We start from the raw sequence: 22581 nt of genomic DNA, 5'->3' as shown, positions 1-22581 counted from the left end.
GGAGATACGCCGTCGTGCGCGCAGTTCTTCGGATGAACACCACCCGTTCAGCCGATCCTCACATGCGAAAAGCAGAAAACCGCCGATCCGCCGCCCCGGAGGATCGCCTCCGGGGCCCGCCGCCGTCCCGTACGAGCCGGCGGCTAGCGCCAGTCGAGCGCGCGCCTCGGCAGCCCTGAGGCGCCGGTCTCGGGCGTCCTGACCGCGAGGATCTGGTTGACGCCGATCTTGTTGCGCTCGAAGGACAGCGCGGACGCCGCCATGTAGAGCCGCCACACCCGGGCGCGGCCCGGCGAGGTGGCGCGCACCGCGTCCGCCCAGCGGGCCTCCAGGTTCGCCACCCAGCGGCGCAGCGTGAGCGCGTAGTGCTCGCGGATGGACTGCACGTCCCGCGCCTCGAAGCCGGCCTCCTCCAGCGTGGCGAGGGTCCGGCCGACGGGCGCGAGCTCCCCGTCGGGGAAGACGTACGCGTCGATGAACGCGTCGATCTCGTACGCCTCGTCGTGCGCCAGCGGCCTGCGCGCGATCTGGTGGTTGAGCAGCCGCCCGCCGGGCCTCAGCAGCGCGTACAGGTCGTCCGCGTACTCCCTGAACCGCACGGACCCGACGTGCTCCGCCATGCCGATCGACGAGATCGCGTCGTAGGGGCCGTCCTTGACGTCCCGGTAGTCCTGGACGCGGATGTCGACGCGGTCCGTGAGGCCCGCGTCGGCGACGCGCTTGCGGGCGTAGAGCGCCTGCTCGCGCGAGAGGGTGACGCCGGTGACGCGGGCGCCGTACTCGCGGGCGGCGTGCAGCGCCATGGAGCCCCAGCCGCAGCCCACGTCGAGCAGCCGGTCGCCCTCGGCGAGGCCGAGCTTGCGGCAGACCAGGTCGAGCTTGTCGCGCTGCGCGTCCTCCAGCGTGAAGCCGGGCGCGTCGTCCCAGTAGGCGCACGAGTAGACCATCGAGGGGCCGAGGACCATCTCGTAGAAGTCGTTGCCGACGTCGTAGTGGTGGCTGATGGCCTGCTTGTCGCGGCGCTTGGTGTGCGTGGTGCCCGAGCGGCCCCGCACCTCCTCGGGCGGCGGCGGGGGCGGCGGGAGCGGCCCCGCGAGCCGCAGGAACGCCTTGGCGGCCGCGCGCAGCCTCGGGTCGAGCACAAAGAGCCCCCGCTGCTGCGCGTCGGTGCGCTCCCAGATGTACGCAGCGAGCCTGTCGAGCACCTCGTAGAGGTCGCCCTCGACGTCGATGTCGCCCGCGACCCAGGCGCGCGCGAGGCCCAACTCGCCCGGCTTCCACATCACACGGCGCAGGGCGCGGCGGTTGCGGATCACCACGGTCGGGCCCTGTGCGGGGCCCGCGGTGCTGCCGTCCCAGGCACGGATGCGCACCGGCGGCGGCGCCCCGATCAGCTCCTCGGTCAGAGCGGACAGCCGCGACGCGGCGTCGGCCATGGCGCACACCTCCGTGTTCAGGTCCGGTTCTTCAACACCACGTAAACACCGCGCGGGGCCCCCTGCGATCCCCGCGTAGGGCAATGGGACGGCAAAATAGCTGTCCCTACCACCCACCTTGCCGCCGCGCCGGGCCCGGTGCCCGCGCCCGCTCCCGTACGGACGTGACGCTACCCGGACGGGGCGGCGTGCGGACATGAGAAGGCCGCCCGCACCACGGATGGCGGGCGGCCTTCTCGGTCTTCGAACGGTTTCCGGCGCGTCCTTGAGCCGGTCTGAGGACCCTCGGCCCGGGTGCGCCCCCTGCGGGGGGCCACCAGGACAGGGGCGGGTCAGCCGGCCTTGGCGGCCTCGGGCTCGGCGGGGACGGCGGCAGCGGGCTTCGGCGCCGGCTTCGCGGCCTCGTAGAACTCCTCGCGCGGCGTCTCCATCGCGCCGAGGGAGACGACCTCGCGCTTGAGGAACATGCCGAGGGTCCAGTCGGCGACGACGCGGATCTTGCGGTTGAACGTCGGCATCGCCATGCCGTGGTAGCCGCGGTGCATGTACCAGGCGAGCCGGCCGCGCAGCTTGATCTTGGTCTTGCCGAGGACGATCATCGCGACGCCCTTGTGCAGGCCGAGGCCGGCGACCGCGCCCTTGTTGGCGTGGCTGTACTCCCGCTGCGGGAAGCCCCGCATGCCGGAGACGACGTTGTCGCCGAGGACCTTCGCCTGGCGCAGCGCGTGCTGGGCGTTGGGCGGGCACCAGGCGTTGGGGTTGCCCGCCTTGCGGCCGACCATGTCGGGCACCTGGGCGTTGTCGCCCGCGGCCCAGATGTAGTCGGTGCCCTGCACCTGGAGCGTGGCGGCGGTGTCGACGTGGCCGCGGGGGCCGAGCGGCAGGCCGTAGCGCGCAAGCGCCGGGTTGGGCTTGACGCCCGCGGTCCACACGATGGTGCTCGCGTCGACCTCAAGGCCGTTGTTGAGCACCACGTGGCCGTCGACACAGGAGTCCATGCCGGTCTTGAGGTAGACCTCGACGCCGCGGCTCTCCAGGTGCTCCTTGCCGTAGGCGCCCAGCTTGGGGCCGACCTCGGGGAGGATCTTGTCGGCGACGTCGACGAGGACGAAGCGCATGTCCTCGCGCTTGACGTTGGTGTAGTACTTGGCCGCGTCGCGCGCCATGTCCTCCACCTCGCCGACCGTCTCGGCACCGGCGAAGCCGCCGCCGACGAAGACGAAGGTGAGCGCCTTGCGGCGGATCTCCTCGTCGGTCGTGGAGTCGGCCTTGTCGAGCTGCTCGAGCACGTGGTTGCGCAGGCCGATGGCCTCCTCGATGCCCTTCATGCCGATGCCCTGCTCGGCGAGGCCGGGGATCGGGAAGGTGCGGGAGACGGCGCCGAGCGCGATCACCAGGTAGTCGAAGGGCAGCTCGTAGGCCTCGCCGACGAGCGGCGCGACCGTGGCGACCTTGCGGTCCTGGTCGATGGTGGTGACGCGGCCTGTCAGTACCTCAGCCTTGGGCAGCACGCGTCGCAGCGGGACGACGACGTGCCGAGGCGAGATGTTCCCGGCCGCAGCTTCGGGAAGAAAGGGCTGGTACGTCATGTACGAGCGCGGGTCGACGACCGTGACGGTCGCCTCCCCGTAGCGCATCTTCTTCAGAATGCGACGAGCCGCGTACAAGCCAACGTACCCACCGCCTACAACGAGGATCCTGGGACGCTCCGTGGTGCTCATGGCATCGAGTATCCACCTGCCCCCAGGGGGGCACTCGTGAGCCCCTTCACAAGAACGGGTGCAGGGTGTGTTACCCTGCCCGGCACCTCAACCGAGGGCCCCGAACCCCCACATCCCTACCGGACGGTACGCGACCCTCCCGCACCCGCTCTGAGCTGCCACTTGACCCCGCGCCCCGCCGCCGGGACCCCGCGCGGCCCGCGCCCCCGCCACCCGCGCGCAGCGCTCGTTCGTGAAGCCCCCCGCTCCGGGGTGAGCACCTCCACCCCGTTGGCGTACACACCGGCCCCGTCAGCGCAGATTTCCTTGTGAAGAACTTCACGAACCTTTGCCGCGCCCCGGTCGCCACCCCGACCCCAGCCCCCTCATTCCCCCCTCAACCAGCGACGCTCCAGGCGATGCCGTCGAGGATGTCGTGTTCGCTGACGGTGACCTCGGGGGCGGCCGTGCGCTCCATGATCGTCTGGAGGATGAGGGCGCCCACGCCGATCACGTCGACGCGGCCCGGGTGGATGACGGGGTCGGCGGCGCGCTGCGCGTGGGTCGCCGTGAGCAGGTCCGCGGTGATCTGCTCGACCCGCCCGTAGGGCACGCGGGAGCGGTGGATCAGCGCCGAGTCGTACTCCGTCAGGCCGAGCGCGATCGCGCCGACCGTGGTGACCGAGCCCGCGAGGCCGACCAGGGTGGCCGCCTCGCGCAGCGGGACGGTCTCGGCCACCAGGTCGAGGGCGCGCTCGATGTCGGCGCGCACCGCGGCGACCTGCTCGGGCGTGGGCGGGTCGGTCAGCTCGCCGTCGCGCAGCAGGTGGCGCTCGGTGAGGCGGACGCAGCCGATGTCGACGGAGCGCGCCGCACGCACCCGCGTGTCGCCGAGCACGAACTCCGTGGAGCCGCCGCCGATGTCGACGACGAGCGCCGTCTCGGCCGCTGCCAGCTCCCGGGTGGCGCCGGTGAAGGAGAGCGCCGCCTCCTCGTCCCCGGTGATCACCTCCGGCTCCACGCCCAGGATGTCCACCACGCCGCGGACGAAGTCGTCCCTGTTGGAGGCGTCGCGCGAGGCCGAGGTGGCGACGAAGCGGGTGCGCGCGACCCCGTGCGCCGCGATGACCTCCGCGTACGCGCGGCACGCCGCGAAGGTGCGCTCCAGCGCCTCGGGCGCGAGCCGGCCCGTGCGGTCCACGCCCTGCCCGAGCCTGACGATGGTCATCCGCCGGTCCAGGTCGGTCAGCGAACCGGTCGCCTGGTCGACGTCCGCCACCAGCAGCCTGATCGAGTTGGTCCCGCAGTCGATCGCCGCGACCTTGGTCATGCGCCCTTCTCCGTCTCCGTCGTCGCTTCGCGCCCGCACCCGGCCGGTGCGCCGGGCACCGCCGCGCACGGCCCCTTGAGCCACCACTCGGGCAGCAGCGCGATCGCCTCGTCGCCCAGCGGGTTGACGCCGGGGCCCGCGGCGAGCGAGTGCGCCACCAGCACGTGCAGGCACTTGACCCGGTCGGGCATGCCGCCCGCGCTGGGGAAGCCCGCAAGCACCTCGATCGCGTCGCGCCGCGCCAGGTAGTCCTCGTGCGCGGCCCGGTAGGCGGCCGCCAACTCCGGGTCGGTGCCGAGGCGTTCGGTCATCTCCTTCATGACGCCGCCCGCTTCGAGGGTGCCGATGGCGGACGCGGCGCGCGGGCACGTCAGGTAGTACGTGGTCGGGAACGGCGTCCCGTCGGGCAGCCGCGGCGCGGTCTCGACCACGTCGGGCAGCCCGCAGGGGCAGCGGTGCGCGATCGCGCGCAGACCGCGCGGCGGGCGTCCGAGCTGCGCCTCGAAGGCGGCGGTGTCGTCCGCGGTGGGCGGCTCGGTGCGTTCGGTCTGCGGAGGAGGGGTGTCCATGACTGCTGTGTGCTGCCTTGCTGCTCGTGGTGGGGACCGCGCGGCGCGGGCCGGTGCGGCCTCAGTGTCCCGCGCCGCCGCTCGCCGCGCCGGTGCGGGGCCGGGGTGCGCCCGCCGCGTCCGCGTGGTCGACGTCGTCCAGCATGTTCGCGTACCAGGGCCTGTTGGCGGGCCCGACCGCCTGCTGCTCCTGCTTGACCGCGGTGGGGGCGTTCATCGTGTACCCCTTCTCCCCCGGCATGACGAAGTGCAGCCGCTCGCGCGCGAGCCGCTCGATGTACGCGTCGTCCTGGAGCCGCGCCTTCTCGTCCCGCAACTTCTCGACCTGCGCCTTGGCGTCGCGCGCGGTGCGCTGCTGGTCCGCGATGTCGCCCTGCTGCGACACGTACTGCCGCATCGGGTAGGCGAGCGCGACGACGAGGGTGCACAGCACGAGGGCGAGGAAGGCGGCGCGCCCTGTCAGCCGGGAGCGGTGCGCCTGCCTGCGGCTCTGCGAGCGGTAGACGCGCGCCGCGGTCTGCTCGCCGAGCACCCGGAGCCGGGTGGCCGTGGAGAAGCGCTCCTCGCCGCGGCCGCCGCGCTGCGGGCGTCCGCCGCCCGCCTGCGGGGTGGTGCGGCCGGGCGCGGGGCGGGGCTGCGCGGACGGCGCACGGCCGCCCGCCGCCGGTCCGCGGCCGCGCGGGACGCCCGCCGCACCGGCCGGTGCGCGGCCCGGTGCGCGGTCACGGGGGCGGCGGCCGCCTGCGCCGTCACGCGCTCCGTCCCGGTCTCCGGTCCGTGCCATGGCCACACTCCCCTGTCACCCGTCGTACGCCCGGTACACGCCCTGCGCACGTGCGCGTCCCCGGACACGGTACGGGACCGCGGCCGGGGACGGTGTGACACGGGCGGGTCTCAGCTCTCCGTGCCGCGGAAACGCGGGAAGGCGCTGCGGCCGGCGTACACGGCGGCGTCGTCGAGGATCTCCTCGATGCGCAGCAGCTGGTTGTACTTGGCGACGCGGTCCGAGCGGGCCGGGGCGCCGGTCTTGATCTGGCCGCAGTTCACCGCGACGGCGAGGTCGGCGATGGTGACGTCCTCGGTCTCACCCGAGCGGTGGGACATCATGCACTTGAAGCCGTTGCGCTGGGCCAGCTCGACGGCGTCGAGCGTCTCCGTGAGCGAGCCGATCTGGTTGACCTTGACCAGCAGGGCGTTGGCCGCGCCCTCCTCGATGCCGCGCGCGAGGCGCTCGGGGTTGGTGACGAACAGGTCGTCGCCGACGATCTGCACCTTGGCGCCGAGCTGGTCGGTGATGGTCTTCCAGCCGGCCCAGTCCTCCTCGTGCAGCGGGTCCTCGATGGAGACCAGCGGGTACGCGTCGACGAGCTCCGCGTAGTACGCCGTCATCTCCTCGGCGGAGCGGGTCTTGCCCTCGAACTCGTAGCTGCCGTCCTTGTAGAACTCGGAGGCGGCGACGTCGAGCGCGAGCGCGATGTCGCGGCCCGGCACGTAGCCGGCCTCGGTGACGGCCTCCAGGATGAGGTCGAGCGCGGCGCGGTTCGACTCCAGGCTCGGCGCGAAGCCGCCCTCGTCACCGAGGCCCGTGGACAGGCCCTTGTTCTTCAGGACCTTCTTCAGGGTGTGGTAGACCTCCGCGCCCCAGCGCAGGGCCTCGGAGAAGGACTCGGCGCCGATCGGCGCGATCATGAACTCCTGGATGTCGACGTTCGAGTCGGCGTGCGCGCCGCCGTTCAGGATGTTCATCATCGGCACCGGCAGGAGGTGCGCGTTGGGACCGCCGAGGTAGCGGAACAGCGGCAGGTCGGACGCCTCGGAGGCGGCGTGCGCCACGGCGAGCGACACGCCGAGGATGGCGTTGGCGCCGAGCGACGACTTGTCGGGGGTGGCGTCCAGGTCGAACATCGCCTGGTCGATGAGGCGCTGCTCGGTGGCGTCGTAGCCGACCAGCTCGGGGCCGATCTGCTCGATCACCGCGAGCACGGCCTTCTCCACGCCCTTGCCCTGGTAGCGGTTCTGGTCACCGTCCCGCAGCTCAAGGGCCTCGAAGGCGCCGGTGGAGGCGCCGGAGGGGACGGCCGCACGGCCGGTGCTGCCGTCGTCGAGGCCGACCTCGACCTCGACGGTGGGGTTGCCTCGGGAGTCGAGGATTTCCCGGGCTACGACGACGTCGATCGACGGCACGAGCATCTCCTTCTGGGAAGTGACGTGGGGAGCGCAGGGTCTGCGTCTGTAGTCCTTGCGCCAAGAGCCTAACCGGCGCGGGCGCCGCCGGGTGCTCCGGGCAGTCCCCACGCCGGGCGGCGGCGCGCGGCACGGCCGGACGAGTGGCCGCGGCCGGGCCCCGAGGCCGTGGGGGTGGCCCCGGGGCCCGGCCCCGCACGGCCGAGCGGCCCGTCCCCGTGGGGCCGGGCCGCTCGGGCCTGCCGGTGTCGGCAGGTGCGCCATGGTGCGTGCCGCTCCGCGTGCGCCGATCCTGCCGCAGGGCCGCCGGGAGGCCGGCCGGGGCCCGCTGCCGCGGGCCCGGCCGAGCGGCCCGCGCGGGGTCCGCGTGCGGGGCGCGCGGGCCGTCAGTGCAGGTGCAGCTGCTGGCCCGGGAAGATCACGTTCGCGTCCTTCACGATGTCCTTGTTCAGGTCGAACAGCTTCTTCCAGCCGCCCTTGACGTGGTGCGCCGAGGCGATCTTCGAGAGGGTGTCGCCGGACGCGACCTTGTACTCGCCGTCACCCTTCTTGATCACGGTGGGGCGGGCGGTGCCGCGGCTCGCGGGCTGCGAGGCGCTGTGCTGCTGCACGGGGCGCTGCTGCGCCTTCTGCTGCGCCGGGGCCTGCTGGGTCGAGCTGGAGTGGCTCGTCTCGGCCTGCGCCGCTCCGGAGCCGCCGGGGCCCGACAGGTTGACGCCGCAGGACGGCCAGGCGCCCTTGCCCTGGCTCGCGAGCACCTTCTCGGCGACCGCGATCTGCTGCGACTTGCTGGCCTGGTTGGCCTGCGAGGCGTAGGCGGTGCCGCCGTACGCGGCCCAGGTGGAGTTCGTGAACTGGAGGCCGCCGTAGAAGCCGTTGCCGGTGTTGATCGACCAGTTGCCGCCGGACTCGCACTGGGCGACCTGGTCCCACTCGGAGACCGAGGCGGCGGACGCCGACGTGGCGGAGAGCAGCGGCACCGCGACTGCGGCGCCGGTGACACCGGCGAGCGTGGCGTAACGGACGGCCTTGGACGGGCGGCGGTGCTTGTGGGCCTTGCTGGAACGCAGCATGGAGCATCTCCTCACCGACGCCTGCGAGGTCAGCTGTCGGGTTCGGGCGCAGTGAGTTGCCCGGTCGCGATGGACCACGTGGTGCGTGGTCCGTGCGGTGCGCACAGGCTGTGCGCGCCGCTCGCGGCTTAACCCCAAGCCGGGCCGCTGGGCCGTCCATCCACGGACGGCCTTCCCGGTCCGGCGGCGGAACCTTGGGTCCCCCGCTCCTGCCTTCGGCGCGTGACGCGACGACTGTTCCCGTCGACCGACGGCAGGATTCGGCGTTTCGGTCGACAGGGCCCGCGGTGCGAGCGGTGAAGACCGTAAACATACGACTGTCAGATCTTCAAAGACGGACATAAGGGCGGTAAAGCCCAAATCCTTCACCCGCATGGACCCATTTCCCCAGGTGAACCCCGAAACAGGCGAATCTGGCGGCCCATTTCGACCAAACACCCCGAAGAGATGCTTGTCTCACTTTCACAGAGTTGGACATACGGTGCCGAACTGACAGCGCACGGGGGCCACTTCATGGCCTCCCGTGCGCTGTGCCGCGATCTGCCCTTCGATATCAGCCGGCCCCGAGCTCCAGGGTCTGGCCAGGGACGATGTGGTTCGGGTCGGACCCGAGCGCCGCCTTGTTCGCCTCATAGACGGCGCGCCAGCCGCCCTTCACGCCCTGGCTCGCCGCGATCCCCGACAGGCTGTCGCCCGCGTGGACCGTGTAGCGGCGGGCTCCGGGGCCGTGCGCGGCGGCGGAGTCCGCTGACGCGGGGTCACCCGATGCGGCGTGCCGCCCGGATGGGGGCTTCTGCGCCGAGGTGCCCGACGCGTGCGCGGCGGGCTGCGTGCCGCGGTGCCTGCCGCCGGCCGCCGCCGCGCCGCCGGCCGCGGTGGCCGCGGGGCTCGCGGCGTCCGCCTGGCCCCCGGTGGCCCGGGCCGGGCCCTGGGCCGGGAGCTGCCAGAGAGACTGGGCGTCGCCGCCGGTGTACTGCGGCGCGAACGGGATGCGGATGACGTCCCGTACGACACCGGGCCTGTCGGCGTTGCCCACGGAGCCCGCGCCGCCGGTGGGCGCGAGCACCCCGCCGTCGTTGTCGCGGCTGACGCCCGACGGGAAGCCGCTGTCGTCGCTTGGCGTCGCGGGGGGCGTGGCGCGGTGCTTGCCACCGGACGGGGTGGCGTCCGACGGGGTGCCGCCGTGCGCCGGCGCGTCGGGGCTCGCACCGTCCGAGGGCGTGGCGGAGGGGTCGGGCGCGTCGTCGGACGCGGCGGGCGCGTCGCCGGGGTCCGTGCTCGCCGAGGGGTCGGGGGTGGCCGAGGAGCCCGTGGCGGGGCTGGCGGAGGGGTCGGGCGTCGCGGAGTCGTCGGAGCCGCCGAGCAGGCCGCCGACCACGTCGCCCAGGGTGTCGCCGTCGTCGTCGCCCGAAGGCGTCGTCTGCGGCAGGCCCGCGCTGTCGGCGCAGTCGGCCCACGTCTGGGAGCCCTGCCCCGCGAGGATCTTCTCGGCGACGGAGATCTGCTGCGCCTTGCTCGCCAGGTCGGGGCGGCTCGCGTACTGGCTGCCGCCGTACTGGTCCCAGGTGTCCTGGCTGATCTGGAGGCCGCCGAAGTAGCCGTTGCTGAGGTTGGCGTCCCACTGTCCGCCGCTCTCGCACGCGGCCACCTTGTCCCAGGTGGAGGCGTCCGCGGCGCTCGCGCTCGCGGAGGCGAGCAGCGGGATGGCGAGTGCGGAGCCGGTCACCCCGGCGGCCACGACGATCGCGGGCGCCTGGCGGGGTCGACGATGTCGGCCGTTCCCGGACATGCGATTACCTTCCGTGTACGTGGTCGCGCATGGAATGCGCGACGCGCGAGGTGATCCGCCGCCCTGGGGCTCAACGCGCCCACTGGGGCCGATGGGTCGCTCGGCAACGTAGCGTCAGTCGAACGCCTGTCACAAGTCGGTCCAGTGGAGATCACGCGAATATCACAGACTTGACACGACCTCAGTCACGCAGGGGCGTGAACCGGACCGGGAGCGTACGCAGACCGCGCATGATGAGTCCCCCGCGCCACCGCAGTTCGGCCGGTTCGGCGGCGAGGCGCAGCCCGGGCAGCCGGGTCAGCAGCGCGGTGAGCGCGGTCCGCCCTTCGAGGCGGGCGAGCGGGGCGCCGAGGCAGTAGTGGATCCCGTGGCCGTAGCCGAGGTGTTGATTGTCACGCCGTGCGAGGTCGAGGGTGTCGGGCGCGGCGAACCGCTCCGGGTCGCGGTCGGCCGCCGCGAGCACCACGAGCACCGGGTCCCCCACCGCGACGCAGCGCCCGCCGATCGTCAGCGGCTCGGTGGCGTAGCGCCAGGTGGCGAGCTCGACGGGCCCGTCGTAGCGGAGCAGTTCCTCGATGCCCGTGACGAGGAGCGAGTCGTCGCCCGCGCGCAGCGCGTCCTGCAGCCGCGCCCGCTCGGCGGGGTGGGTGAGCAGCGCGTACGTGCCGTTGCCGATCAGGTTGACCGTCGTCTCGAACCCGGCGAACAGCAGTACGAAGCACATCGCGGCCACCTCGTTCTCGGTGAGCTGCTCCGCGTGGTCGCTGGCGCGGATGAGGCCGGAGATGAGGTCGTCGCCGAGGTCGAGCCGCTTGCGGTGGATCAGGTCGGCGAGATAGGCGCGGATCTTCTTCACCGCGCGGGCGACGCCGCCGCGCGGGCCGCCGCCGTGCCGGATCATCATGCCCGCCCAGTCCCTGAAGTCGTCCTGGTCCTCGGCGGGCACGCCCAGCAGGTCGCAGATGGCGTAGATCGGCAGCGGGAAGGCGAACTCGTGGATGAGGTCGGCCGAGCCCGTGGCCGCGAACCGGTCGATGAGCCGGTCGGCGAGCTCCTGCACGCGGGGCGCGAACTCCGCGACCCGGCGCGGCGTGAACGCCTTCGACACGAGCCGGCGCAGCCGGGTGTGGTCGGGCGGGTCGATGTTGAGCAGATGCGTCATCAGGTCGGCGCCGCGCTCCCCCGGGATGCCGGTCTTGCCGCGGGCGTGCGCGGGTTCCGCGTGGTGCACCGGGTTCTTCGAGAGCCGCGGGTCGGCGAGCGCGGCGCGCGCGTCCGCGTACCGGGTGACGAGCCACGCCTCGACCCCGCTCGGCAGCCGGGTCCAGTGCACCGGCGCGTGCTCCCGCAGCCAGGCGTACGCCGGGTAAGGATCGGTGGCGAACTCCCAGGAGAAGAGGTCGGGGGACGGCGCGGCGGGATCGGGCATGCGCCCACCGTACGGCGCACCGCGCGCGCCCCCTCCACGAGGCGTCCCCCGCCTCGGCGTCCCCTTATACAAGGACGCCTCGTGCAGAGACGCTTCTTATAGAGGGGACACCTCCTCCCTGCGGGGGGCGGGGGCGGGGGCGGGGGCGCCCCCTCGACAGCCATCCCCCCTATATAGGGGGCGCCGGCTCGGCCGAGGGCCGCGCCAACTGACGTCATGCGCGCGGTACCTGACGGAAACAAACCCGTTCATATGCTTTTCCGGTACGGGACATTCCGCTCCTCTCGGGAGTTCGCCAGCATGCCCTCACCAGCCAGTCACACCCCGTCCGTCCACCACGGCCCCAGCCGCCGCACCGTCCTCGGCGGTGCCGCGGCCGTGACGGGCGCGGCCGCCCTGTCCGCCACGGCCGCCGCGCCCGCCACCGCCGCCCCGGCGCCGGGAGCGGCCGCGCCGGCCTTCCCCGAGGTGTCCGCGATACGCAAGAGACCGCGGCTCGTCGACTACGAGGTGGTCGAGCTCGCCGCCCTGCTGCGGGCCGGGCGCACCACCGCTCTCGCCGTCACCACGGCGTACCTGGACCGCATCGACCGCCTCAACGGCCCCTTCGAGACGTACGGCGACAACGGCCTCTACAACGCCTTCGTCCGCCTCGACAGGGACGGCGCGCTCGCCGCCGCGCGGGCGGCGGACGCGCGCTTCGCGCGGGCGCGCACCAAGAAGGAGAAGGACGCCCTGCCGCCGCTCCTCGGCATCCCGATGGGCATCAAGGACTCCGTGGCCGTCAAGGGACTCGAGGCCAAGGACGGCAGCCACGCCTTCGACGGCAACAAGGCGCTGCGCGACGCGACCGTCGTGGCGCGGCTGCGGGACGCGGGCGCGGTGATCCTCGGGCACACCGTGTGCTCGGCGTTCTCCGGCTCCATCACCGGGACGTTCGCGGGCAACGCCTGGGGCCTGCCGTACGTGCCGGGCGGATCGAGCCAGGGCAGCGGGGTCGCCGCGGTCGCGCGGCTCGCCGCCGCCTGCATCGGCGAGGAGACCGGCGGCTCGATCGTGATGCCGTCGGCGGCGAACGGCGCGAGCGGCATCAAGCCGTCGCTCGGCACCTCGTCCGTGGCGGGCCTGATGCCGCTGTCGCCCGGCTACGACGTGCTCGGCCCGATCGCCCGCTCGATGCGCGACGCCTCGCTGATCCTCTCCGTCATCCACGGCCCCGACCCGGCGAACGACCCGCTGACGCTCTCCGCACCGGACCCGTTCCCCGCCCTGCCGCTGACGGCGCGCAAGGGGAAGCGGCCGCTCGCCGGGGCCACCATCGGCATCCCGCAGACCGACTGGATGCGCACCGCCCAGGGCGTCCAGGTGGGCACGCCGCCGCAGCAGACCTACGACGCGGACCACCGCGCCGCCTTCGAGCGGCTGCGGCGCCAGCTCACCGCGCTCGGCGCGAAGGTCGTGGAGTTCGAGGGCCTCGATGTCACGAAGCCCGCGAACGATCCGTACTTCAGCAGCGGCGACGTCCTCGCCACGGTCGACGGCTCGGCGGTCTCGCCGTCGTCCGCCGTGCTCAGCCCCAACCGCTACGAGATCGCCTACTGGCAGGCGGTCGGGGAGTTCGCCGCGACCAGGCCCGCCGACCAGGCGGCCGCGCTGCTCGCCCAGTACGGCCGCAAGGGCCCGAACGACGCGGCGGCGTCCTTCGAGTCCGCGGCCCGGCTCGGCGGCGGCGTGCCCGCTTCCGCCCGGGTGGAGGGCGAGCGCCGCAGGCGCACCCTCCAGGCCAACTACCAGGCCGCGCTGGACGCTGCGGGCGTCGACTTCATGCTGGTGATGAGCCTCGGCGCGCAGATCGGCCTGCGCCAGGGCGGCGGCTTCCCCGTCTACCGCGCCTACTACCAGCTGCCCAACGCGCTGGCCTGGCCGATGGTCTCCTTCCCCGTCGGCTACGACTCGACCGCCGCGGGCCTGCCCATCACCGCGCAGTTCTGGGGCCCGCGCTTCAGCGAGCCCGAGATCGTCCAGGCGGCCGTCGACTACCAGGAGCACTACCCCGAGTACCACAACGCCGCACCGCCCGACCCGAAGCCGCGCACCGCGACGACCAGGCCGCACACCCTGGTCGCAGGGAAAGACCCGACACCGCCCGAGCTGTCCAACGACCCGCTGGTGGCGCAGGAGGCCCTCCGGTGAGCGCACCGTCCGCGCCCGCAGGGGCCTTCCTCACCGTGCCCTGGACGCCGCTCGTCAACGCGGGCCTGCCGCCGCAGCACCCGGGCGACGGCACCCGGCCCGTCGCCACGGTGGGCTGGCTGCCCAAGCTGGGCACCGAGTACTACCCCTACGAACCGGTCGCGCGGCCCGGCGGCCACTGACCCGGTGCGCGGCGCCCGTCCCCCCGCCGGGGAGGGGGGGACGGGCGCCCGGCCGTGCGGGCCCCGGTTCGTATGCTGGCCGGGCGGGGGCGGACCGGCGAGGAGAGGCGGGCAGGGGCCATGGGGACCGCAGTGCTGCGGGAGCGCGCGTACCGCAGGGTGCCGTGGAAGAACGGCGGCGGCACCACGCAGGAGGTCGCGGCGTGCCCCTCGGCGGGAGGGGACGGCTTCGACTGGCGGGTGAGCGTCGCCGACGTCGCGGCGGAGGGGCCGTTCTCCGCGTTCCCCGGCGTGGACCGGGTGATCACGCTGGTCGACGGCGCGGCCATGGTGCTGACCGTGGACGGCGCCGAGCACCGGCTCGCGCCCCTCGCGCCGTACGCGTTCCCCGGCGAGGCGGCCACGGACTGCCGGCTGCCGGGCGGCGCGGCGCGCGACCTCAATCTGATGACCCGCAGGGGCCGCGCCGCGGGCTCGGTGCGCGTCACCGAGGTCGCGGGCGCCCTCGACCTGGAGTGCGCCGCGGGCGCGGTGCTGCTCCTGCTCCCCGTCACCGGGGGCCTGTCCCTCGCGGGCGCCGGGGGCGGCGCGGAGCCGCTCGCCCGCCTCGACTGCGTACGCCACGACGGAGCGGGCAGCGTACGGCTGCGGGGCCGCGGCGGCGTCGCGGAGATCCGCGTCGCGCCCGTCCCGTGACACCGGAGGGCACGGAAGAGACGAGCCGGGGAGCGGTCATGGACGCCGTGGTGGAGTGGGTCGACGCGCGGGAGCGGCTGCCGAGGAGCGGCACACCGGTCGCCGCGGCGGTCACGGGCCGCCATCCGCCCGCGGCCCCCGGCGCGCCGGGCGAGGGGTACTGGCTTGTCCTGCCGGTGTACTTCACCGACCGCCACACCGCGCCCGACGGCACCGAGCACCGCGACTGCTTCGTCGACTCCGACCGCGTCGTGCGCTTTTCGTACGGCGGGCCGGGCACGCAGCACGTCACCCACTGGGCAGCGCTGCCCGCCCTGCCGGGCCTCGGCGTGCGCCAGGTGCTGGGGGACGCGGCGCGGGCCGCGCTCGACGACGCCCTGCGGTGAGGCGGCGGCCCGCCGCGCGCGCTCACTGCCCGCGGGCCGCCCGCTCCGTCGCGCGGATCGCGTCGCGGTAGGTGCGGGACGCGGCGCGCAGCGCGGTCTCCGGGTCGACGCCCTGCGACTCGGCCTCGGCGGCGAGGGCGAGCAGCGCGTAGCCCAGCGGGTTGTCGTCGGTGGGGAGCCGCACGTCGAGCCGGGCGGCGCGCGCCCGGCCCGTCAGCTTGGCGGCGAGCGCGAGCGCGGGCTGCCCGAGGGGGACGCCGTCGGTGACGGAGGTGCGGTGCCGCTTCTCCACCGCCTTGGTCCGCTCCCACAGGGCGTGCACGTCCTCGGCGGTGCGGGCCGTCTCGTCGCCGAAGACGTGCGGGTGGCGGTGGATGAGCTTCTCCACGATCGTCGCGGCCACGTCGTCGATGGAGAACGCGGCCGCCTCGTCCTCGGCGTCCTCCGCGATGCGCGCGTGGAAGACGACCTGGAGGAGCACGTCGCCGAGCTCCTCGCGCAGCTCGGCGGCGTCGCCGTCCTCGATCGCCTCGACCAGCTCGTACGCCTCCTCGATGCCGTACTTGGCGAGGCCCTTGTGGGTCTGCGTGGAGGTCCACGGGCACACGCGCCTGATCCGGTCCATGACCTGCACCAGGTCGAGCAGGCGCGCGCCCGGCAGGTCGTAGGAGCCGGGCAGCAGTTCGAGGTCGGGCATCTGGACGCGGCCCGAGCCCGCGAGGCGGGCGAGCCCGTCGGTGAGCGCCGAGTCGGTGTCGTCGGCGGTGGCCGGGATCACCACGAGTGTCGTGCCCGGCGGGCAGGCGTCCACCAGCTGCTCGGCGGTGGGCGCCGCGGTCTCCACCTCGACGCCCGCCTCCCGTATGTACGGCAGCTGCGGATGGTGCGGGTCGGGACAGAACACGCGGTCGGCGCCGCGCAGGGTGTCCCACGCCTGCCAGGACAGCAGCCCTGGCGCGACCCGGTGGCTCACCGTGAGCAGGACGATCCGGCCGGCGGCGGACTGGGGGGTGGTCTTCTCCGTCACCCTTCCGAACTTACCCGGCGCGCGCCCGCGACCTCGCACGGACGGCGGATCACGCGTCCGAGGGCTCCTGCGGCTGCGCCTCTCCCGACACCTGCTTGATCCAGTCGACCTTGGTGCTGCCGAGCGCGACCTTCGTGTTGTCCCACGAGCCGTAGCGCGGGTTGACGTCGACGTGCATCGCCTTCGACGTCCTCGTCAGCACGGCGAGCACCTTCTGCTGCCCCGCGGGCGTCGCCGTGTCGCCGCCGACCGCCTTCGCCAGCTTCGACATGAGGACGTCGCGGCGCACGGCGTCGTCGATCTGCGCGGGCGTGAGGGCGCCCTGCTGGAGCAGCGTCGCCTCCAGCTGCTTCTCGCCGCCCGGCTGCGCCGCCGCGGCCTGCCGCCTCGCGGTCTGCACCTCGTGGCGGGAGGCGGAGACACCGGCGTCGTCGGCGGCGCGCTCCAGGATGCGGTCGAAGATCATGCCGTTCAGCTTGGCCTGGCTGAGCTGCGCGCTGCCGCCGATCAGCTGCGCGGACTGGGGGGACGCCTGCTGCGCCGTGCGGACGGCGTTCACCTGGTCCTGGAGCGACGACACCGGGATGCGCTGCCCGCCGACGACGGCGGCCGCCCCCGGGTGGGCCGCGCTGCCGCACGCGGCGAGCAGCGGAACACCCGCCAGCACGGCGGCGGTGAGCGAAAGCACGGAGCGGCGGCGGGTGTTGGGGCGCTTCAGGCGGTTCAAGGGGGCCTCCCGAGAGATTGTGCTTCGATGCACAAGCCATGCAGAGATCGATGGTAGGCAGTCGGCGTGGCGCAGGCCACTGCCAGGACCAACGATTCGGCGGTGCAGCGGGTGCGGCGGCGCGCCCGCGCGCACCCTTCGCGCTTCCCGCGCAGGTGGCGCCGGTGTTCCCGTACTCGTGGGCGACGCGACGTCTGCCCGCTGTCCGCGGGTCACGAAGCCTTCATCCGCCCACCATCCGCGCTTGGTTCGCACGGGCGAGCGCCTGACGTACGTTCCGCTCGTGTTCGCTCTGACGAAGAATCCACTGACCCGGCGGGTCCTGCGTCCCGCCGCCGCACTGGTCGACCGCCGCGTGGCACGGCACACGAAGGCGCTCAGGCCCGAGATCGACGCGCTGAGGAAGGAGGTGGCGGCGCTGCGCGGGGAGCACAGCTCCCTCTCGCTGCTCGTCGACGGCACGGCGCGCAGCGGGCCGCGCACGCCCACGCCCGCCCAGCTGGACACGCTGGTGCGCCAGGTGGCGCAGGTGACGGGCGCGTCCCCGGCCCAGGCCCGGCGCAATGTCGTCATCGCCTTCCGCAATGTGATCGCGCTGGAGATGCTGGCGGTCGGCCGGCTCGCGGGCTCCACGCAGAACATCTGCGGCAAGCTCGCGGCGACCCCGCTGCTCGCGCCGGCCGGCCGCAGCGACGTGCTGGAGATCGGCACGCTCTACGGGCTGTTCTCCGCGTCCCTGCTGCGCATGCTGCACCGCGCGGGCATCGAGCCGAGCCTGACCATCGTGGACCCGCTGGCCGGCAGCCAGTTGCAGCCGGGCACCCCGGAGGGCGCCGACCCGACCGGCACGCCGGTGCGCATGGACGTGGTGCGCGCCAACCTCGCCTTCGGCGGCGCCGCGGGCAGCGGGGCGCGGATCGTCCGCGGCTTCTCCGGCGACGAGGAGGTGCGCGCGCAGGTCTCCGACCGCGCGTACGGGGTGATCGTGGTGGACGGCGACCACTCGGCCGAGGGCGTGCGCGCCGACCTGGAGTGGGCCGAGAGGATCGCGGCGCCCGGCGGCGTCGTCGTGGTGGACGACTACGGGGACGCGCGCTGGCGGCACGTCAAGCGCGCGGCCGACGCGCATCTGGAGCGCCCCGGCAGCCGCTTCGAGCTGCTCGGCACGGTCTCCACGTCGGCGTTCCTGCGCGCGGGCGCCTGAGGCCGCGGGCCCGCACCCGGCGCGGACGGCGGGGCGGGCCCCGGCCCGCCCCGCGTCACCGGGCCGCGAGCGGCGCCGCGCCCCGCGTCACCCGCCGCACTGCCGGGCCATCGCGTCCTTGTCCGCGCCGGTGACCGGCAGGTGGTACTTGAGGGACACCTGCGCCACGCGCACCGCGTACGAGCAGCGGATCGCCTTGTTCGGCGGGAGCCAGGACGCCGGGCCCGAGTCGCTCTTGGAGCCGTTGACCGAGCCGTCGACCGGCAGCAGGTTGAGCGGGTCGTTGGCGATCTGCTCGCGCTTGTCCTTGGTCCAGTGGGCCGCGCCCATCTGCCAGTCGTAGGAGAGCGGCATGACGTGGTCGATCTGCACGGCGGTCGCCTTGGTCTTGCGCCAGTCGATGGTCTTGCCGGTGTACGGGTCGTGCAGGGTCATCGACGCGAGGACGCAGTCGGAGCCCGAGCGGTAGGCGACGTCCTCGCCGTCGCGCTTGAGGACGTCGTTGCGGGTGTCGCAGCCGTTGTGCGCGTACGGCACGCCGCCTGCGGAATCCATCCACGCGTAGCCGAACTCGTCGCGGTCGTACCCCGTCTTGGGGCCGCGGCCCTTGGTGGCGACCTTGTCGATGAGGGTCAGCGCGCTCTTGCGGTCGGCGGCCGAGGTGAGGGGCGCGAGGCCGCGCTTCGTGCCGTCCGGGTTGGTGAGCGGGCTGACCCCGAAGTCTCCGCCCGCCGAGGACCCCTGGGGCGCCGCGGCGCCCGAGGGGGCGGCGGAGGCGCCCGCCCCGTCCGTGACGTCGACCCGGCAGCCGCCGAGCAGCAGCCCGCCCGCCACCGCGACGGCCGCGATCCCGGCGCCGTGCGCGCGCCACCCTGCCTGTCGTGCCGTCATCCGGCCCTCCCCATACGCTCCTGGTGGGCGGTCCGCGGGCCGGCCGCCCTTCCGGGACAGCTACCCCGCGGTGCCGCGCGTCACCGCTTGGCACACCTGCGCGGCACCCCACCCCTGAGGAGGGCGGGTCGCCGCCTCCCCATGATCCCCCACCGGGTGCGGAGCTCAGGACCCCAGGATCGTCGCGAGGAACTCGCCTGTCCACGACAGCAGTTCGCGGCCGACCACCGGCTTCCCGCCGATCGTGCCGGTCGTCGGGCGCGGCACGAGGATCTGCTTCGCCGGGGCCTTGATCACCGTGCGCGGGTGCAGCCGCTTCAGCCTCAGCTCCTGCGACTCCCTCAACTCCACTGGCGCGAAGCGGATGTTGCCGCCCTGGAGGACGATCTCGCCGACCCCGCAGGCGCGGGCCAGCATCCGCAGGCCCGCGACCAGCAGCAGGTTCTCCACCGGCTCCGGCAACTTGCCGTACCGGTCGGCGAGTTCCTCGCGGACCGCCGTGATGTCCTCCTCCGAGGACGCGGAGGCGATCGCGCGGTACGCCTGGAGGCGCAGCCGCTCGCCGGGCGCGTAGTCGTGCGGGACGTGCGCGTCGACCGGCAGCTCGATCTTGACCTCCAGCGGCGGTTCCTCCTCCACGCCGCCGTCCACGGCCGCCCGGTAGTCGGCGACGGCCTCGCCGACCATCCGCACGTACAGGTCGAAGCCGACGCCCGCGATGTGCCCCGACTGCTCGCCGCCGAGGAGGTTGCCCGCGCCGCGGATCTCCAGGTCCTTCATGGCGACGTACATGCCCGCGCCCATCTCGGTGTGCTGGGCGATGGTGGCGAGGCGCTCGTGCGCGGTCTCCGTGAGCGGCTTCTCCGGCGGGTACAGGAAGTACGCGTAGCCGCGCTCCCTGCCCCGGCCGACGCGCCCGCGCAGCTGGTGCAGCTGGGAGAGGCCGAAGTTGTCGCCGCGCTCGACGATGAGGGTGTTGGCGTTGGAGATGTCGATGCCTGACTCCACGATCGTGGTGGAGACCAGCACGTCGAACTTCTTCTCCCAGAAGTCCACCACGACCTGTTCGAGCGCCTGTTCCGACATCTGGCCGTGCGCCGTCGCGATCCGCGCCTCGGGCACGATCTCGCGCAGCTTCGCGGCCGCCCTGTCGATCGACTCGACGCGGTTGTGGATGTAGAACACCTGGCCCTCGCGCAGCAGTTCGCGCCGGATGGCGGCGCCGATCTGCTTGTTCTCGTACGGGCCGACGAAGGTGAGGACCGGGTGGCGCTCCTCGGGCGGCGTGGTGATCGTGGACATCTCGCGGATGCCGGTGACGGCCATCTCCAGGGTGCGCGGGATCGGCGTCGCCGACATCGTCAGCACGTCGACGTTGGCGCGCAGCTTCTTCAGCTGCTCCTTGTGCTCGACGCCGAAGCGCTGCTCCTCGTCGACGATGACGAGGCCCAGGTCCTTGAACGTGGTCTGTGAGGAGAACAGCCGGTGGGTGCCGATGACGATGTCGACCGCGCCCTCGCGCAGCCCCTGGAGGGTGGCCCTGGCCTCGGTGTCGGACTGGAAGCGGGAGAGCGCCTTCACGGAGACGGGGAACTGCCCGTAGCGCTCGCCGAAGGTCGCGTAGTGCTGCTGCACCAGCAGCGTCGTCGGCACCAGGACCGCGACCTGCTTGCCGTCCTGCACGGCCTTGAAGGCGGCGCGCACCGCGATCTCCGTCTTGCCGTAGCCGACGTCGCCGCAGATCAGCCGGTCCATCGGGACCGTCTTCTCCATGTCGTCCTTGACCTCGGCGATGGTGGAGAGCTGGTCGGGCGTCTCCGCGTAGGGGAAGGCGTCCTCCAGCTCGCGCTGCCACGGGGTGTCGGGGCCGAAGGCGTGGCCAGGCGCGGCCATCCGCGCCGAGTACAGCTTGATCAGGTCGGCGGCGATCTCCTTGACGGCCTTCTTCGCGCGGGCCTTCGTCTTCGTCCAGTCGGCGCCGCCGAGCCGGTGCAGGGTGGGCGCCTCGCCGCCGACGTACTTGGTGACCTGCTCCAGCTGGTCGGTCGGGATGTAGAGCCGGTCGCCCGGCTGGCCGCGCTTGGCGGGGGCGTACTCGACGAGCAGGTACTCGCGGGTGGCGCCCTGCACGGTGCGCTGCACCATCTCGACGTACCGGCCGACGCCGTGCTGCTCGTGGACGATGTAGTCCCCGGCCTCAAGGGTCAGCGGGTCGATGGTCTTGCGGCGCCGCGTCGGCATCCGCACGCCGTCCTTGCCCGCGGTGCGCCGGCCCGAGAGGTCGGTCTCGGTCAGGACGGCGAGCCTGAGGTCGGCGTCGACGAAGCCGTGCTCGACCGAGCCGCACGCCACGTGCACGACGGACGGCGCGAGGTCGGCGAGGCCGCCGCCCTCGGGGCTGTCGAGCCGCGCGGCGATGCCCTCGCCGCCCAGCACCTCCACGGTGCGGGCCGCGGTGCCGTGGCCCTCCGTGACGTACACCGTGCGCCAGCCCTCGGCGAGCCACCCCTTGGTGTCGGCGAGGGCGCGCGCGGTGTCGCCGCGGTACGTCTCGGGGGCGCGCATCCCGAGGGTGAGCGTGTCGTCGCCGTCGTCGCCCGGCGCGTCCAGCGCGAACGGCGACACCGACCACCACATCATGCCCAGCTCGCGCGCCCGGTCGCGGACGTCGGCGATCGACCACAGCGAGGCCGCGCCCACGTCGATGGGGGCCTTGGCGCCCTCGGCCGGCAGGGCATCGCCCGTGCTCCCCGCCATCGCGGTCGCGGCCCAGGAGGCCTGGAGGAACTCCTGGCTGGTGGCGACGAGGTCGGCGGCCCTGGTCCGTACCCGCTCCGGGTCGCAGACCACGGCCATCGACCCGGCGGGCAGCACGTCGAGCAGCAGCTCCATCTCGTCCACGAGGACCGGGGCGAGCGACTCCATGCCCTCGACCGCGATGCCCTCCGCGATCTTGCCGAGGAGCTCGCCGAGCTCGGGGTGGTCCTCGGCGAGCGCGGCGGCCCGCGCCCGTACCTGCGCGGTCAGCAGCAGCTCGCGGCAGGGCGGCGCCCACAGGCCGTGCTCGGCGACCTCCAGGGAGCGCTGGTCGGCGATCTTGAAGTAGCGGATCTCCTCGATGTCGTCGCCCCAGAACTCCACCCGCAGGGGGTGCTCCTCGGTAGGCGGGAACACGTCGAGGATGCCGCCGCGCACCGCGAACTCGCCGCGCTTCTCCACCAGCTCGACCCGGGAGTACGCGGCGGCGGCCAGCGCCTCCGTGACCTCGCCGAGGTCGGCGGAGCGCCCGGTCCTCAGCTCCACGGGCTCCAGGTCGCCGAGCCCCTTGACCTGCGGCTGGAGCACGGAGCGTACGGGCGCGACCACGATGGAGACCGGCCCGGTCGCCGGGTCGTCCGCGGCCGGGTGCGCGAGGCGCCGCAGCACGGCGAGGCGGCGGCCCACGGTGTCGGAGCGCGGCGAGAGCCGCTCGTGCGGCAGGGTCTCCCAGGACGGGAACTCCACCACGCCGTCCTCGTCCACCAGCGAGCGCAGCGCCGCCGCCAGGTCCTCGGCCTCGCGCCCGGTCGCCGTCACGGCGAGCACCGGCCGCTTCGCCTCCCGCGCGAGCGCCGCCACGGCGAGCGGCCGGGCCGCGGGCGGCCCGACCAGGTCGACCTGCGGGCGGTTCCCGTCGGCAGCGGCCCTCACCGCCTCCGCGAGCGCGGGGTCGCGCACAACGGCATCGAGCAGACCGTGCAGGCTCATGAAGGTCTTCCGTCCGGG

At 73.7% G+C, this 22581-nt stretch carries 18 protein-coding genes and 1 riboswitch; of the genes, 5 read left to right on the top strand and 13 right to left on the bottom strand.

The features are described 5' to 3' along the window. Nucleotides 1-143: 143 nt before the first annotated feature. The 9 genes from AB0910_RS29730 to AB0910_RS29690 all read right to left on the bottom strand — a co-directional run bounded on the left by AB0910_RS29730 (nucleotide 144) and on the right by AB0910_RS29690 (nucleotide 11510). A complete protein-coding gene (locus tag AB0910_RS29730; protein WP_366747759.1) occupies nucleotides 144-1436 on the bottom strand; it encodes a cyclopropane-fatty-acyl-phospholipid synthase family protein in 1293 nt (430 codons plus the stop codon). Nucleotides 1437-1768: 332 nt separating this feature from the next. Continuing rightward, nucleotides 1769-3157 (bottom strand): NAD(P)/FAD-dependent oxidoreductase, encoded by a 1389-nt coding sequence (locus AB0910_RS29725; protein ID WP_366747758.1) that lies wholly within the window; start codon nucleotides 3155-3157, stop codon nucleotides 1769-1771. Between the two features lie 376 nt (nucleotides 3158-3533). After that, the gene (locus tag AB0910_RS29720) at nucleotides 3534-4466 is read right to left on the bottom strand and encodes a Ppx/GppA phosphatase family protein (protein WP_366747757.1); all 933 of its coding nucleotides are present in this window, start codon (nucleotides 4464-4466) and stop codon (nucleotides 3534-3536) included. Then, the gene (locus AB0910_RS29715) at nucleotides 4463-5035 is read right to left on the bottom strand and encodes a DUF501 domain-containing protein (RefSeq protein ID WP_366747756.1); all 573 of its coding nucleotides are present in this window, start codon (nucleotides 5033-5035) and stop codon (nucleotides 4463-4465) included. Before AB0910_RS29715 ends, AB0910_RS29720 begins: the two co-directional genes overlap by 4 nt. A 61-nt stretch (nucleotides 5036-5096) precedes the next feature. Continuing rightward, the gene (locus AB0910_RS29710; protein ID WP_366747760.1) at nucleotides 5097-5567 is read right to left on the bottom strand and encodes a septum formation initiator family protein; all 471 of its coding nucleotides are present in this window, start codon (nucleotides 5565-5567) and stop codon (nucleotides 5097-5099) included. Nucleotides 5568-5929: 362 nt separating this feature from the next. Then, nucleotides 5930-7225 carry a phosphopyruvate hydratase gene (gene eno, locus AB0910_RS29705; protein WP_366747755.1) on the bottom strand — a complete coding sequence of 432 codons (1296 nt, stop codon included), beginning with the start codon at nucleotides 7223-7225 and terminating at the stop codon, nucleotides 5930-5932. Nucleotides 7226-7605: 380 nt separating this feature from the next. Continuing rightward, nucleotides 7606-8292, bottom strand: a complete 687-nt coding sequence (locus AB0910_RS29700) for a transglycosylase family protein (RefSeq protein ID WP_366747754.1) — start codon at nucleotides 8290-8292, stop codon at nucleotides 7606-7608. A gap of 3 nt (nucleotides 8293-8295) precedes the next feature. Further along, nucleotides 8296-8523, bottom strand: a riboswitch (cyclic di-AMP (ydaO/yuaA leader). 322 nt (nucleotides 8524-8845) lie between these two features. Beyond that, nucleotides 8846-10081, bottom strand: coding sequence for a transglycosylase family protein (locus tag AB0910_RS29695; protein ID WP_366747753.1), 1236 nt, complete (start codon nucleotides 10079-10081; stop codon nucleotides 8846-8848). Between the two features lie 181 nt (nucleotides 10082-10262). Further along, a complete protein-coding gene (locus AB0910_RS29690) occupies nucleotides 10263-11510 on the bottom strand; it encodes a cytochrome P450 (RefSeq protein WP_366747752.1) in 1248 nt (415 codons plus the stop codon). 300 nt (nucleotides 11511-11810) lie between these two features. On the opposite strand from AB0910_RS29690, the gene AB0910_RS29685 reads away from it, so the two are divergent. From AB0910_RS29685 to AB0910_RS29670, 4 genes are all read left to right on the top strand, one after another. Beyond that, entirely contained in the window at nucleotides 11811-13703 is a 1893-nt protein-coding gene (locus AB0910_RS29685; protein WP_366747751.1) for an amidase, read from the top strand. Next, the gene (locus AB0910_RS29680; RefSeq protein WP_366747750.1) at nucleotides 13700-13885 is read left to right on the top strand and encodes a hypothetical protein; all 186 of its coding nucleotides are present in this window, start codon (nucleotides 13700-13702) and stop codon (nucleotides 13883-13885) included. The genes AB0910_RS29685 and AB0910_RS29680 overlap by 4 nt, the downstream gene beginning before the upstream one ends. A 120-nt stretch (nucleotides 13886-14005) precedes the next feature. Next, nucleotides 14006-14581, top strand: coding sequence for a HutD family protein (locus tag AB0910_RS29675; protein WP_366747749.1), 576 nt, complete (start codon nucleotides 14006-14008; stop codon nucleotides 14579-14581). Nucleotides 14582-14619: 38 nt separating this feature from the next. Continuing rightward, complete coding sequence (locus tag AB0910_RS29670) at nucleotides 14620-14967, top strand: AQJ64_40280 family protein (RefSeq protein ID WP_366747748.1); 348 nt, start codon at nucleotides 14620-14622, stop codon at nucleotides 14965-14967. Between the two features lie 22 nt (nucleotides 14968-14989). Here the strand turns inward: AB0910_RS29670 and AB0910_RS29665 are convergent, their stop codons facing one another. Next, the gene (locus AB0910_RS29665) at nucleotides 14990-15994 is read right to left on the bottom strand and encodes a nucleoside triphosphate pyrophosphohydrolase (protein WP_366747747.1); all 1005 of its coding nucleotides are present in this window, start codon (nucleotides 15992-15994) and stop codon (nucleotides 14990-14992) included. Nucleotides 15995-16043: 49 nt separating this feature from the next. After that, on the bottom strand, nucleotides 16044-16721 hold the full coding sequence (locus AB0910_RS29660; protein WP_366747746.1) for a SurA N-terminal domain-containing protein: 678 nt from the start codon (nucleotides 16719-16721) through the stop codon (nucleotides 16044-16046). 283 nt (nucleotides 16722-17004) lie between these two features. Between AB0910_RS29660 and AB0910_RS29655 the strand changes: the two genes are divergently transcribed. Beyond that, the gene (locus AB0910_RS29655; protein ID WP_366747745.1) at nucleotides 17005-17925 is read left to right on the top strand and encodes a class I SAM-dependent methyltransferase; all 921 of its coding nucleotides are present in this window, start codon (nucleotides 17005-17007) and stop codon (nucleotides 17923-17925) included. Nucleotides 17926-18012: 87 nt separating this feature from the next. On the opposite strand, the gene AB0910_RS29650 is transcribed toward AB0910_RS29655, so the two are convergent. Both AB0910_RS29650 and mfd read right to left on the bottom strand, forming a co-directional pair. Further along, nucleotides 18013-18816: an HNH endonuclease family protein gene (locus AB0910_RS29650; protein ID WP_366747744.1), complete on the bottom strand. Its 804-nt coding sequence runs from the start codon at nucleotides 18814-18816 to the stop codon at nucleotides 18013-18015. A 165-nt stretch (nucleotides 18817-18981) separates the two neighbouring features. After that, on the bottom strand, nucleotides 18982-22563 hold the full coding sequence (gene mfd / locus AB0910_RS29645) for a transcription-repair coupling factor (RefSeq protein ID WP_366747743.1): 3582 nt from the start codon (nucleotides 22561-22563) through the stop codon (nucleotides 18982-18984). Between the last annotated feature and the right edge of the window lie 18 nt (nucleotides 22564-22581).

Source organism: Streptomyces sp. NPDC047002, from assembly GCF_040704505.1.
Lineage (GTDB): Bacteria > Actinomycetota > Actinomycetes > Streptomycetales > Streptomycetaceae > Streptomyces.
The sequence above is the reverse complement of the archived record's forward strand: the minus strand, read 5'-3'. Positions and strand labels throughout refer to the sequence as shown.

Excerpts from the sequence above, each read along its gene's own strand:
- AB0910_RS29730 (WP_366747759.1), bottom strand. The coding sequence starts at position 1,436 with ATGGCCGACGCCGCGTCGCGGCTGTCCGCTCTGACCGAGGAGCTGATC.
- AB0910_RS29725 (WP_366747758.1), bottom strand. The coding sequence starts at position 3,157 with ATGAGCACCACGGAGCGTCCCAGGATCCTCGTTGTAGGCGGTGGGTAC.
- AB0910_RS29720 (WP_366747757.1), bottom strand. The coding sequence starts at position 4,466 with ATGACCAAGGTCGCGGCGATCGACTGCGGGACCAACTCGATCAGGCTG.
- AB0910_RS29715 (WP_366747756.1), bottom strand. The coding sequence starts at position 5,035 with ATGGACACCCCTCCTCCGCAGACCGAACGCACCGAGCCGCCCACCGCG.
- eno (WP_366747755.1), bottom strand. The coding sequence starts at position 7,225 with ATGCTCGTGCCGTCGATCGACGTCGTCGTAGCCCGGGAAATCCTCGAC.
- AB0910_RS29700 (WP_366747754.1), bottom strand. The coding sequence starts at position 8,292 with ATGCTGCGTTCCAGCAAGGCCCACAAGCACCGCCGCCCGTCCAAGGCC.
- AB0910_RS29695 (WP_366747753.1), bottom strand. The coding sequence starts at position 10,081 with ATGTCCGGGAACGGCCGACATCGTCGACCCCGCCAGGCGCCCGCGATC.
- AB0910_RS29690 (WP_366747752.1), bottom strand. The coding sequence starts at position 11,510 with ATGCCCGATCCCGCCGCGCCGTCCCCCGACCTCTTCTCCTGGGAGTTC.
- AB0910_RS29685 (WP_366747751.1), top strand. The coding sequence starts at position 11,811 with ATGCCCTCACCAGCCAGTCACACCCCGTCCGTCCACCACGGCCCCAGC.
- AB0910_RS29675 (WP_366747749.1), top strand. The coding sequence starts at position 14,006 with ATGGGGACCGCAGTGCTGCGGGAGCGCGCGTACCGCAGGGTGCCGTGG.
- AB0910_RS29670 (WP_366747748.1), top strand. The coding sequence starts at position 14,620 with ATGGACGCCGTGGTGGAGTGGGTCGACGCGCGGGAGCGGCTGCCGAGG.
- AB0910_RS29650 (WP_366747744.1), bottom strand. The coding sequence starts at position 18,816 with ATGACGGCACGACAGGCAGGGTGGCGCGCGCACGGCGCCGGGATCGCG.
- mfd (WP_366747743.1), bottom strand. The coding sequence starts at position 22,563 with ATGAGCCTGCACGGTCTGCTCGATGCCGTTGTGCGCGACCCCGCGCTC.